The organism is Burkholderia pseudomultivorans (assembly GCF_902499075.1).
Taxonomy (GTDB): domain Bacteria; phylum Pseudomonadota; class Gammaproteobacteria; order Burkholderiales; family Burkholderiaceae; genus Burkholderia; species Burkholderia pseudomultivorans.
Genome location: NZ_CABVPP010000008.1, coordinates 1 through 13,062, shown reverse-complemented (window position 1 = coordinate 13,062; position 13,062 = coordinate 1). Strand labels below are relative to the sequence as shown.

Sequence of the window (13,062 nt, the reverse complement as noted above, 5' to 3'; positions counted from 1 at the left end):
CCGAACCGATCGAGGAGAGGCCGATGCAACCGATCCATGCCGCCGACATCACGTACTTCCACGATGCGGCGCTGCTCGCGCGCGTCGACGACGACTGCGGTGCGACCGTCGACGACGTCGGTCCCGCGTGGCGGCAGATCCATCGCAATCACGACTGCAATGCGTCGCTGTGGCGCCACGAGGACGAAGCGCGGCGCCGCGACGTGGCCGATCGCGCGATCGTCGAGAACAAGCGCGCGATCGATCGGCTGAACCAGCAGCGCAACGACGCGGTCGAGGCGCTCGACGAGGTGCTGCTCGCCGCGCTGCCGCCCGCGCACGCGGATGCGCGGCTCAACAGCGAAACGGCCGGCTCGATCATCGACCGGCTGTCGATCCTCGCGCTGAAGATCCATCACATGGGGCTGCACGTCGCGCGGGACGATGTCGACGCCGCGCATCGCGCATCGTGCCGCGCGAAACTCGAACGCCTGCGCGAGCAGCGCACCGATCTCGCCGCGTGCCTCGATGCGCTGCTCGCCGACGCGGCGGCCGGCACGGCGCGCTTCAAGGTGTATCGGCAGTTCAAGATGTACAACGATCCGGCGTTGAATCCGTATCTGGGCGGCCAGGTCGCGAACGATACGGCGGCCGCGAACGCGGGACCGGTCGCCTCGGCTGCAGCACCGACTGCTGCACCGGCCGAGCCGACGCGTGACGATGCGCCCGAACCGGCCGCACCCGACGACCCGCCGCCGACACGGCCGACCGACGACCCGCCGCCGACACGGCCGACCGATGTCCCGCCCGACATGCCGCCGACACCGCCGATGGACGTCCCGCCCGATGCGCCGCCGACGCCGCCGGGCCCGCCTCCCGGTGTGCCACGCGGCTCGGCCGCCGACGCGCACGCAGCCGCGTCGCGCCACGCAGCGCACGGCGCGGACGACATGCACGACACGATCGCCCGCCCATCGCCGACACAGCCGGCATCGCACGCCGTCGACGTGCTGATTCCGACCTGCGACCGCCCGCACGCGCTTGCCTTGACGCTGACGACCGTCGCGCTGCAAACGCACCGGCCGTTGCGCGTCGTCGTCTCCGATCAATCGGCGCTCGCGGCTGCCGACGATGCGCTGCTGCGTGCCGCCGTGCGCTTCGCCGGCGCGCAGGGCGTCGACGTGCAGCTCGAGCGCCACATGCCGGCAATGGGGCTCGCCGAACAGCGCGCCTTCCTACTGGCGCATGCGCGTGCGCCGCGCTGCCTGTTCGTCGACGACGACGTGATTCTCGAAGCCGATCTCGTCGCGCGCCTCGTGCACGCGCTCGACACGCACCGCTGCGGCTTCGTCGGCTCCGCGCTGCACGGGCTCAGCCATATCGGCGACGTGCGCGCGCACCATCAGCACGTCGAGTTCTGGGACGGTCGCGTGAGGCCCGAGGTGCTCGCGCCAGGCGGTCCCGAATGGGCGCGTCATCATCTGCACAGCGCGGCGAATCTGTACCACGCGCAATGCCGGCTGCGCGTGCCGCGCAACGCGTCGCGCGTCTACCGCGTCGCCTGGGTCGGCGGCTGCGTGCTGTTCGATACCGCGAAGCTGCGCGCGTGCGGCGGCTTCGAATTCTGGCGCGCACTGCCGGCGCGGCATTGCGGCGAGGACGTGCTGGCGCAACTGCGCGTGATGGCGCGCTTCGGCGGCTGCGGCCTGTTTCCGTCCGGCGCGTATCACGCGGAACTGCCGACGACCGTGCGCGAGCGGGACGTCGATGCGCCGTTCGTGCTCGCGCACCTGATCGACGAAGCCGCTCATGCGATCCGTTGACGGACATATCGGCGACGTCCGGTCCATCGCGGTGGTCGGCCCGGACGCGCTCGGCGACACGATGATGACGCTGCCGGCGCTGCGCGCCTTGCGCGTCGCCTACCGCGACGCGTGCATCGTCTATGTCGGGCTCGACTGGCATGCGTCGTTCTTCCGCGATCGGCCGGGCCCGATCGACGTCGTGCGCGTCCGGCCGGCCGCCGTCGATCCCGGCCGCCCGCTGCCGCCCGACGCGCCGCCCATTGACCGGACGTTTCGCGTGCGTGCCGACGATCCGCCGTTCGACGTCGCGGTGCAGCTGTTCGGCGGCGGCGCGCAGGCCAATCCGTTCACGCGCGCGCTCGGTGCGCGGATCGCCGTCGGTGCGTGCGCGCCGGGCGCGCCGCCGCTCGATCGCTGGACGCCCTACGGCCGCTGGCAGAACCGCCGCCTGCTCGCGCTCGAGATCGTGAGCCTGGCCGGCGCGACGCTGTGGCCGGCCGGCCCCGACCTCGCCGTGATCGAGCGCGACCGCCACGCGATGCGCGCAGCGCTGCCGCCCGACATCGCGGAGCAGCTGCACGAGCTCGTCGTCGTGCAGCCGTCCGCACGCGATCCGCGGCGGCGCTGGTCGCCGCGGCATTTCGCGGCGGTCGCCGACCGGCTCGCGGCACGCGGGCTACGCATCGCGGTGGTCGGCACCGCGCAAGAGCGGCCGATCGTGCGCGCGGTACTCGACGCGATGCACGCGCCCGCGCTCGATCTGGCCGGCGCGCTCGACATCGGCGGCCTCGCGGCGCTGCTCGAACACGCGGCGCTGATGCTGTCGAACGACACGGGGCCGCTGCATCTCGCGGCCGCGCTCGGCACGCCGTGCGTCGGTATATTCTGGTTCACCAATGCGCTGCAGGCGTTGCCGCTCGCGCAGGGCCGCTGTCGCGCGGCAGTGTCGCCGCGTATCGTCTGCCCGGTCTGCGGCGAGCCCAATTTGACGTCGCGCTGCGCGCACGACGACAGCTTCGTCGACGACGTAACCGTCGACGAAGTCGCGACGCTTGCCGACGAAGTGCTCGCCGAGCGCACCTAGCCGCACCGGCTTCCCCGAGCCGCTTCCCTGCCACTTGAAAGGAGTTCGCTCATGCTGACGCAGCAAACGAAGGACATCGTCAAGGCGACGGCCCCCGTGCTGGCGCAACACGGCTACGACATCATCCAGTGCTTCTATCGACGCCTGTTCGACGCGCACCCGGAACTGAAGAACGTGTTCAACATGACGCACCAGGAACAGGGCCAGCAGCAGCAGGCGCTTGCGCGTGCGGTGTACGCGTATGCGGAAAACATCGAGGATCCGGGTAGCCTCGCGGCCGTGCTGAAGAACATCGCGAACAAGCACGCGAGTCTCGGCGTGCGGCCCGAACACTATCCGATCGTCGGCGAGCATCTGCTCGGCGCGATCAAGGAGACGCTCGGCGATGCGGCCACCGACGAGATCATCTCCGCGTGGGCGCAGGCGTACGGCAACCTCGCCGATCTGCTCGCCGGGATGGAAAGCGGGCTGTACGAGCAGTCGGCGACGCGCGTCGGCGGCTGGACCGGCTGGCGGACCTTCATCGTCCGCGACAAGCGGCCGGAAAGCAGCGTGATCACTTCATTCGTGCTGGAGCCGGCCGACGGCCAGCCGGTCGCGAATTTCGAGCCGGGCCAATACGTGAGCGTCGCGGTCGACGTGCCGACGCTCGGCCTGCAACAGATCCGCCAGTACAGCCTGTCCGACATGCCGAACGGCCGCACGTACCGGATTTCGGTGAAACGCGAAGGCGGCGGCCCCTATCCGCCCGGCCATGTGTCGTGCCTGCTGCACGATCACGTGAACGTCGGCGACGAGATGCGCCTGGCCGCGCCTTACGGCTGCTTCCATATCGACGTCGATGCGAGCACGCCGATCGTGCTGATCAGCGGCGGCGTGGGGCTCACGCCGATGATCAGCATGCTCAAGCGCGCGATCCAGGATCCGAAGCGGCAGGTCGTGTTCGTCCACGGCGCGCGCAACAGCGGCGTGCACGCGATGCGCGACCGGCTGCGCGAAACCGCGCGCACGCATACGAATTTCAGCCTGATCGTGTTCTACGACGATCCGCTTCCGCAGGATCTGCCCGGGCGCGACTACGACCATGCGGGCCTCGTCGACGTGAATGCGATCAAGGATGCGATCCTGCTTCCGGACGCCGATTACTACATCTGCGGGCCCGTGCCGTTCATGCGGCTGCAGCACGATGCGCTGAAACAGCTCGACATTCCGGAAGCGCGGATTCATTACGAGGTGTTCGGGCCGGATCTGTTTGCGGAATGATGCGCGGCGCGCGGGAATCGCGATCGGGACCGTCGCGTGACGTCCCTGACGTTCGTGCGTATGCGCCGGTGCGGCACCGCAGCCGATGCGCTGCCGCGCCGACGCGAAATTTTCCCGAACATGGCGGGCGCATCACGCCGATATTCGCATTCATCGGGATAAGTTTTCTTATCATAACGACATCATTTTGATCCGTAACTTCGACTTTCAAAAACGCACGTCACTTCGCCACCGGTGAAACGCGCAGCATGCAACGCCTCACCGGGCACGCCGAGACCCGACGCGATCGTTCGGCCTTACATCGCCAACGACGCATCGACCGCAGCCGCGCAAACCGCTTGACCTTGAACTTCGCTTGAAGGTTATGGTTAATGTCCGCGCGCGCACCGAGGCCACCGGTCCGCGCCCTGCCCTGCGGCAAACCACGTCGCGCGACCCGCGACGGCCCGTGGCCGATCGCGACAGGACTACCGAACATGACCCGACGCATCCTCCACGTCGTCACGAACATCGCGCATTACGCCGACCCGTCGCAGCCGACCGGCCTGTGGCTCGCCGAACTGACGCACGCGTACGACATCTTCGCCGCGCGCGGATACACGCAGCAGCTCGTCAGTCCGAAAGGCGGCGTGTCGCCGCTCGAGCCGCGTTCGCTCAAATGGCCGCACGCGGACGCCGCCGCGAAAGCATGGCGCGCCGATCCGGCCCATCAGACGCTGCTCGCCAACACCGCACGCCCCGACGACATCGACGCGGCCGCGTTCGATGCGATCTACTTCACCGGCGGTCACGGCGTGATGTGGGACTTCCCCGACGATGCAGGGCTGCAGCGGCTCACGCGAGAAATCTACGAACGCGGCGGCATCGTCGCGGCGGTCTGCCACGGCTATTGCGGGCTGTTGAACACGCGCTTGTCCGACGGGTCGCTGCTCGTGACCGGACGCCGGCTCACGGGCTACGCGTGGATCGAGGAAGTGCTGGCCGGCGTCGCGAACAAGGTGCCGTACAACGTCGAAGAGGAGATGAAACGGCGCGGCGCGCGCTATGAGAAGGCGCTGCTGCCGTTTACGTCGAACGTCGTCGTCGACGGGCGCCTCGTGACGGGACAGAATCCGCAGTCGGCGAAGGCGACGGCCGAGCAGGTCGCGGCGCTGTTGTAGCCACCCGCGCGCGCGCAACGCAACGAAACGCAACGCATGCGCCGGCCGATCGGTGCCGCATCGGCCGGCGATTTCGCGACGCGTCGCGGCGGTGCGCGGCGGTGCCGCATCGGCACTGCACACGTCGTTGCGAAATCGGCTCAGATCGCGTCGAAACGCAGGCCCGCATGCCGGACGAGCCGGTCGACGAGACGCTCGCCGAACATCGTCGCGGGCGTCCAGAACCCGCCGCCGCGCGTGCCGTCGTTGCCTGCGCGGCAGTCGAGCGCGAGACAGATCGCCGCCTGCCCGAGCATCTTGCCCGTCGACCCGTAACCGGGATCGCGATCGCCGGTCACCTTCAGGCGCACGATCCGCCCGTCCGGTGCGTGACCGAAGAAGCGCAGATCGAAGCAGCCCGCGCGCTGCGCGGCGAGGCTCGGTCCTTCGCCGGGCTTCGGCAACAGGAAACGCTCCATCGCGCTGCGCACGGGCTTCACGAGCACGCCGGCCATGAATGCGCCGAGCGCGACGACGGTCGCCCGCGCAACGACGCTGCCGCGGATGCCGCGCCCCGTCACGATCGCTTCGTCGTAGCGGAAACCGCTGCCGTATGCGTCGCCGGCCAGCGCGTTCGAACGGTGTACGACGCGCTCGTTGACGGCCGCCATCACGAACGGCGCGATCCACGCGTCGCAATCGCGATCGAACTCGGCCGACCGGACCGCATGCTGACGCACCGTGAAGCGATGATCGCGCGGACACAGCGCATACGGATCGAGCAGCATGCGGCGCAGCGCCGGATCGGCCGCGGCCTCGCGAACGACATTGATCATGCTCGCGACCGTTCCACCCGACGCGCCGCCCTTCAAGGTCTTGACGCGCATCGTCACGTGCTCGGCCGGCGCGCCCCATTCGTGCCGCGCGCGTTGCTGAAGGACGTACACGCCAAGATCCGACGGAATCGAATCGAAGCCGCAACAATGCACGATGCGCGCACCCGACTGCGTGGCCGCTGCTTCGTATCGGTCGATCATGCGCTTGATCCACTGCGTCTCGCCCGTCAGATCGCAATAGTCGGTGCCGCTTTGCGCGCAGGCGCGCACGAGCGGCTCGCCGTACAGCGCATACGGGCCGACGGTCGACACGACGACGCGCGTCTGCGCGCAGAGCGCCTGGAGCTGCGCGTCGTCGGACGCGTCGGCGACGAGGATCGGCAGCGTGCGCGCCGCGTCGCCGAGCGAATCGCGCAACTGCGCAAGCTTCGCTTCGGAGCGGCCGGCGATCGCCCAACGCAGCGTGTCGGCGCCGCTCGAGAGATGCTCGGCCAGATGGCGCGTGAGGATCTGGCCGACGAAGCTCGTCGCGCCGAACACCACGAGGTCGTAGGAGGCTTGGGTCATCGATGATTCCTTGGCGACACGATGGGATAACGCGCGCTCAGCGCTGCGAGCGGCGCGACGAACAGCAGCTGCACGCTGCCGGAACGGTAGTAGAAATTCGGCGCCCGGATGGCGCCGACCGACGATTCCACGATGCGCTTTGGCATGCGCCGGAAGAAGTCGACATTGCCGGCGGCCGGGTCGCGTGCCATCTCGTCGAGTTCGGGATTCATCCGGAAGCGATCGTAGTAGCCGCCTGCGGGCACGTCGACCGTGGGCGAGCCGAGTTCGACTGGCGTGGTGCCGATGCGCATGTCCATGTCCTGCCTCTCCTCGCTGATTCGTCGCGGCAGGCGCCGCCTCGCAAGCCCGCCGGCTCAAAGAGCCTCAGCCGGCACTCTAGGCTTGAACTTCACTTCAAGGTCAAGGACCTGCATTAGAGGAACGCCTCGGCGCGCCTCGAGCACGCGCGCTATCGCGCGGCGCACGCTGGGCGCAATCGACATCGGTGGGCCGGCTGCCGTAGAGAAAATGGCTTTGTCATCGCTCGCGCATAGCGCGGCGAGCGGCGTGCACGAGAAACGCCGTCGACTATGGATCCTCGCCGGTCTCGCCTCGGACGACAGGAGGCCGAGTATATGGCTTGGCCTTTCATCGTCAGAGCTGTGCCGTGACCTGAAAACCGACCGTGACACGCGCCGTCGGAAACCCGGACGGTTTGTAGACCGGCGTACCGGCGAACAGGTCGTAGCCGTAGGCACCGAAGCGTGTCGCGACGCTGCCCTTCACGCCGAGCGCCGCAAGCTCATTGATCGGAGCGAGCTACTCGGTGCGCTGCCCACCACGACGAGGCAGTTTTGCTGAAATTGAGACACGATCCCAACCCAAGCCAAAGCGGCGGGTCAGCGGCGATGCTGATAGTGCCCAGATCCCACAAAGTTCTGATCTTCCGGATACGTCACGCGACAGACTCGATATCCACTGTTAGGCGCGGCGAGATTGCTCCGACCAATTGGTCTGCACACATCAGCCTAATGAAATTGACGTGAATCGAACCTGAAAGGAAAGCGGTTGCTTTTTTCTCACCGATCGCATTGCGCGCGACTATCTGCTCAGCGACATGCGAGCCATCCAATATTGTCGACGCATCGTCATCGCGTCCTGTGAGACCTCGTCATTTAGCACGGAGACCATGGTCATGAAGCGGGATTCTGTCCTGACGACTGCGGCTGGCGCTTGAACCGTACCGGTCATTAAAGTCATGGTTGAGCGGCTGATTGTTCCGATAGCCGTTCGCACCACAATCAATAACTATTATTTCTAAATCGACATTAATACCGATGTAGCATTTATTTCCGGTGCGCGTTGACAATTTTCGACCTGCCTGCTAGCTTTTCTCGATTGATGCCGAGTTTCATTGCGTCGGAATCTGTCGCGATGTAGCAGGCAATATTTTTAAATTGGTCTCGTAATTGATACTCGTTAAAATATCAATGTCAAGCGCACATGCGAGAAACCTGCAAATCGGCTACACGTCGGGCGAGGGACTCTGTGTTCCAGTCCCGCTATTTCGTTGGCCATGGAATCGACATCAGCATCGGAGACGATCGACCGTCTCGATCTGGTTATCACGGTCGACACACCCGTCGCTCATCTTGCCGGCGCAATAGGAAAGCCCGTCTGGATCTTGCTGTCGACGTAGGCTGATCGGCGTTGGGGTATACAAAGCAAGGTCTCGGCATGGTTTCCCGCCCAATCGCGTTCAACACCGTTTGCAAGCATAGACGGTCGCCGTTCGGCCCGGACGAAAACATGCGCGCGACGATATCCGGTCGCTTGACCGGTATTGTCCTCGGACTCGGGTTCAGTGTGACGGTCACGTCGACATTCTCTTAAAGCGGTTATGGACAACATAAGCGCCTATCCCGGTCAACCTTCGCACCGGCTCGGGTACGAGACGGTCAAAAACAATGCGGCTTTGCGGCGCTTCGCCGGAATGGTAGTACTGTCGCGCGGATCGCCGTCTGAACTCCAATAACATGAAACCTCCGAAGAGTCATTCCTCGTTGCCTTCGTTACGCGCCCTACGCTACTTCGTCAGTGTAGGCAAGCATCGAAGTATCAAAGCCGCCGCCGCGGAACTCCACGTGACCGCTTCGGCGATCAGCCAACAAATTCTCAAGCTCGAGGACGAACTCGGCGTGAGTCTGTTGCATCGCTCTGCACGAGGCATCGATATCACACCTCACGGGATGCGCTACATGCAGGAGCTGAATCAGGTATTCGACCGGATTCTTCGGGCGACAGATCGACTACGCAGCAATGCAAACCATACCGAGATCGTGACTGTCAGTTGCGCGCACAGCTTCGCGATGCAGTGGCTGGTGCCGCGATTGGCCCAACTCGCGATCGCCGAACCAACGGTAGATCTAAGGATCAGTACGACGAATCGCTACGCCGCGTTCGCAGAGGACCAGATAGACTTTGCAGTACGACACGGCACCGGACGCTATCACGGACTCCATTCGGAACTTCTACTTGACGACCCGCTGTCTCCGGTTTGCAATCCGCGCTTGATAAAGCAAATCGGGCCCTTCTCATCGTTTTCCGACCTTGTACGCACGACGCTGTTGCACGACGAGCGGCACAACGAATGGCTCGCGTGGCTGGAAAAGTATCGCGCCGATGGCATACGTGGAAATAAGGGAGCGATATTTACTGATTCGAACGGCGCGATTCATGCAGCCATGGCCTGCCACGGCGTCGCGCTCGCCAGGAAGTCTCTCGTCAGATCGGAGCTGGATGATGGTCGACTCACGATCCTGTTTGATGCGCCATTAACGCCGGAGTACGCGTATTACCTTGTCTATCCGAACGAGACGCTCGATAATCCGAGCGCCATCTTGTTTCGCAAGTGGATCATGAAGAACGTCATGCAGTCGCTTGCATCGTCCGGTTGACTTCAGTGCGTGAGCGGCCTGATAACCGTCGCGTCGGGGCCGTCATACTGGACGTTTGCCGACCAGCACCGAAGGTTTGAGCACACCACTCGCGAGCATCGTCCCCAGAATCACAACCCCGCATCCTGCAATCATCATCGGCGATATCGATTCATCCAGAAACAGCGTGCCCCACAGGAGACCGAAGATTGGCACGAGAAACGTAACGGATACTGCCCTTGCCGGCCCGGCCGTCGCGATCAGATAGAAATAGATAATGTAGGCAATTCCCGTACAGGCAACACCAAGCGCGATCACCGAGACCCATGCGGTCGTCGATATCGGCGTCGACGGCCAATATACAACAGCAAACGGCGCGAGAACGATCGCAGCGCCGATCATACTGCCCGTTGCGATTGCAAGCGAATCCACTCCGGCCAGGAATCTCTTCGTTGCATTCGCAGAGATCCCATACAGCAGTGTCGCGCAGAGAACCGCGATCGGTGCGATCGCGCTTTCACTGAACGACCGCAGCCCGCTCAGGTCTTTCCATACAAGAATCAGCACGCCGGCGAAGCCGATAAACAGGCCAGCCACGCGCGTCCTGCTTAATCGGTCTCCTATCCATACGAACGCAACGATCGCGGCCCACAACGGCGTCGTAGCGTTGATCACCGACGTGACTCCAGCAGGCAGCGTCAGCTCGGCATAAGCGAAGAGGCAGAAAGGCAGAGCTTGATTTAGCACGCCAATCGCAAACAGCGGTACGATCTTGCCGGACATCCTATGGAATCCCCGTTTCGATCCGAGGACAATAGCGAGAAAAACTGCGGCAATCAAAATTCGCACTGCCATCAACGGCACTGGTCCGAACTCGGGCGCACCAACCCGAATGAACAGAAATGACGCACCCCATAGTGCAGCAAGCGTCAACAAAAAAGCGAAATTGGTGGCATTCATGGCTGAGTTGGTCGATTTTGGGAGTTAAAAGAACCGTCGTTACTCTCGTACAGCCGCGGGATTGGCATTTGCACCGCACATGACGACTGCGACAAGCTCGCCGGGAGATGACACGTAGCGACCGTTATTGAACTTATGTCAGAACCGACTAAATCAGAAAGCGAACGTACGACCGATCCGTCCGTTCCATGCTACAAAAATGTTCATTTAGTTGGCTCAAACAGGCTGAGAATCAAAGACAGCGAATCCATGCTCCGCCGACATCACTATGTGGCGCGCCCACATCATGATCTCGTCACTCTTGTGAATAGGCTCTCTCATTCACCACAGCTTAAGTCTCGGTCGGCGAATCTTTCCCGTAAAAATTGAACTATCTACACACGACGCGGCAACCGTCTCAGCGTAGCGATGCGATTATTCCCGAGCAAGCTAGATTTATTTTTTTAGCATTAGAGAATCTAATTCATCGTGCCGCCATACCAACGACCGGCTCTTTTGTTTTGTCGGCTCATCCATTCGAGCAGAGATTGCTTCGCGAGCAGGCCATACTTCAGGTGTGAGCCGTCCGCCAGACCGCTGACGGCTTCGACGAAGGCGTCGAACACATCGAGAAAGCGAGAAACTTGAGCGTTTGGCGCCGCGAGCGCAGTTAGGCGAGTCCAACGGGACCGTTGACCCGGTTGTTATGTTCTTCTTCTCGTGCCGGCCACCATTGCCGGCAGGAGAAGCCCTTACGACGCTAGTGACCTACCTGCCAATGGGCGTGCAGGATATTCGCCGCTGCGCGCCGGTCGTCCAGCAGCATCGCCGATGCATGCAGCACGCGCCGGTATCGTCGCAGCATGACGCAGCGCGCGCCCCCGCGCTGAGCAGCGTACACGGCTACGGTTGCGCGGGCGCCTGCGCGTCGCGCGCCGCATCGGTTCGCGAAGCATCGGCACGCGCAGCATCGACACGCCGAGCATCAGCACGCGCCCCACCATCACGCCCACCCTCCCCCTCCCGCCACCCCCCGCCGAGCGCCTTGTACAGCGCGACGAGATCGGTCGTCGTCTGCAGCGCGCCCTGCACGGCCTGCTGACGCCCTTCCGACCATTGCCGCTCCGCGTCGAGCACGTCGAGAAACGGCGACAGCCCCTTGCGGTAACGATCGCGCGCGAGTTCCAGCGCGCCCTGCTCCGCGCGCACGGCATCGTCGAGCGCGGCCGCGCGCGTCTGGTCGGTGCGGCACACGGCGAGCGCATTGTCGACGTCGCGCAGCGCGACGAGCACGGTCTGCCGATACGCGAGCGCCGCCTCCGCCTGACGCGCCTGCGTGAGCCGCAGGTTCGACACCAGCGCGCCACCCGAAAAAATCGGCAGCGATACCGCGGGCCCGAACGCATAGAACAGATGCGACCAGTGCGCGAGCTCGCGCACATGCGTCGCGCGCAGCCCGACTTGCCCGGTCAGCGACACGTCCGGATAGAACTGCGCGACCGCGACGCCGACGTCGGCCGTCGCCGCGTGCAGGTCGGCTTCCGCGCGCCGGATGTCGGGCCGACGCCGCGCGAGCGTCGACGGCAGGCCGACCGGCACGGCGGGCGGCACGCCCGGCAGCGCACGCGGCGTGTCGAGCCAGTCGTCGAGCGCGCCCGGCGCGCCGCCGACCAGATAGGCAAGCCCGTTCTTCAGCAGCACGATCTGCTGATCGAACTGCGGTAGTTGCGCACGCAACTGGGCAAGCCGCGCATCGGCGCTGCGCACGTCGAGGTCGCTCGCCAGGCCGTGTGCAGCCTGCTCGCGCGTCAGATCGCGCAGTTCGCGCTGCGCGTCCACGAGTTCGTCGGCGAGCGCGCGCTGCGTCTGCGCACCGCGCAGCTGCAGATAGGTCTGGGCGACTTCGGCTTCGAGCGACAGCAATGCGTCGTCGCGGCTCGCGACGGCCGCACCCGCCTGCGCATCGGCGGCCTCTACCGTGCGCCGCACGCGTCCGAACAGATCGAGCTCCCACGACGCGTCGAAGCCGGCCTGCCACAGGTTGACCGGCGATTCCAATGCATCGAGCGCGCCGCGCGCACGCTGCTGCACGGCTGCGCCGGTGCCTGGCCCGAGCCGGTCGAGCGGCGAGCCCGGCGCGCCGAGCCGGTCGATTTGCCGGTCCAGCCCCTGATCTTCGACGAACCCCTTCAGGCCGAGCTGCTCGCGCTGATAGCTCGCACTCGCGCGCACGTCGGGCAAGCCCTGCGCGGCAGCCGCACGCACCTGCGCACGCGCCTGCGCGATGCGCAACACCGCGGCCTGCACGTCGAGGTTGTCGCGCGCCGCGCGTTCGACGAGCCGGTCCAGCAGCGGATCGCCGAACGCGCGCCACCAGCGCGGATCGGGATCGGCGTCCGTCGTCGGCGTGGAAGCCGGCGCGCTCGCGCCCGACGCGGGCGCGGCCGCGTCCGCGCGCTGCAGCGCATGCCAGCCCGCGGGCAGGTCCGCACGCGGCGGTGTGAAATCCGGCCCGACCGTGCACGCGCCCAG

The 13,062-nt window shown here is 65.2% G+C and carries 8 protein-coding genes and 2 pseudogenes; 5 read left to right on the top strand and 5 right to left on the bottom strand.

Annotated features, from left to right (window positions below):
- The first annotated feature begins 23 nt into the window (after positions 1-23).
- The 4 genes from BST28156_RS08105 (at position 24) to BST28156_RS08090 (ending at position 5,291) form a co-directional block, all read left to right on the top strand.
- Positions 24-1,802 carry a DUF4254 domain-containing protein gene (locus BST28156_RS08105; RefSeq protein WP_012217934.1) on the top strand — a complete coding sequence of 593 codons (1,779 nt, stop codon included), beginning with the start codon at positions 24-26 and terminating at the stop codon, positions 1,800-1,802.
- Positions 1,789-2,868, top strand: coding sequence for a glycosyltransferase family 9 protein (locus BST28156_RS08100; protein WP_012217933.1), 1,080 nt, complete (start codon positions 1,789-1,791; stop codon positions 2,866-2,868). Before BST28156_RS08105 ends, BST28156_RS08100 begins: the two co-directional genes overlap by 14 nt.
- A gap of 51 nt (positions 2,869-2,919) precedes the next feature.
- Positions 2,920-4,131 carry an NO-inducible flavohemoprotein gene (gene hmpA / locus BST28156_RS08095; RefSeq protein ID WP_012217932.1) on the top strand — a complete coding sequence of 404 codons (1,212 nt, stop codon included), beginning with the start codon at positions 2,920-2,922 and terminating at the stop codon, positions 4,129-4,131.
- Between the two features lie 476 nt (positions 4,132-4,607).
- A complete protein-coding gene (locus BST28156_RS08090) occupies positions 4,608-5,291 on the top strand; it encodes a type 1 glutamine amidotransferase domain-containing protein (protein WP_006415147.1) in 684 nt (227 codons plus the stop codon).
- 140 nt (positions 5,292-5,431) lie between these two features.
- On the opposite strand, the gene BST28156_RS08085 is transcribed toward BST28156_RS08090, so the two are convergent.
- From BST28156_RS08085 to BST28156_RS08075, 3 genes and pseudogenes are all read right to left on the bottom strand, one after another.
- Positions 5,432-6,673: a saccharopine dehydrogenase family protein gene (locus tag BST28156_RS08085; RefSeq protein ID WP_012217931.1), complete on the bottom strand. Its 1,242-nt coding sequence runs from the start codon at positions 6,671-6,673 to the stop codon at positions 5,432-5,434.
- Positions 6,674-6,693: 20 nt separating this feature from the next.
- Positions 6,694-6,972: pseudogene (locus BST28156_RS08080) on the bottom strand (hypothetical protein); the annotation flags it as partial.
- Positions 6,973-7,309: 337 nt separating this feature from the next.
- A pseudogene (locus BST28156_RS08075) lies at positions 7,310-7,453 on the bottom strand (peptide transporter); the annotation flags it as partial.
- A gap of 1,238 nt (positions 7,454-8,691) precedes the next feature.
- On the opposite strand from BST28156_RS08075, the gene gcvA reads away from it, so the two are divergent.
- Positions 8,692-9,612: a transcriptional regulator GcvA gene (gene gcvA / locus BST28156_RS08065; RefSeq protein ID WP_038442094.1), complete on the top strand. Its 921-nt coding sequence runs from the start codon at positions 8,692-8,694 to the stop codon at positions 9,610-9,612.
- Between the two features lie 42 nt (positions 9,613-9,654).
- On the opposite strand, the gene BST28156_RS08060 is transcribed toward gcvA, so the two are convergent.
- Positions 9,655-10,551 (bottom strand): DMT family transporter, encoded by an 897-nt coding sequence (locus tag BST28156_RS08060; RefSeq protein WP_012217926.1) that lies wholly within the window; start codon positions 10,549-10,551, stop codon positions 9,655-9,657.
- Between the two features lie 882 nt (positions 10,552-11,433).
- Positions 11,434-13,062, bottom strand: a 1,629-nt coding sequence (locus BST28156_RS08055) for an efflux transporter outer membrane subunit (protein WP_174901966.1), incomplete at its 5' end; no start/stop codon positions are given.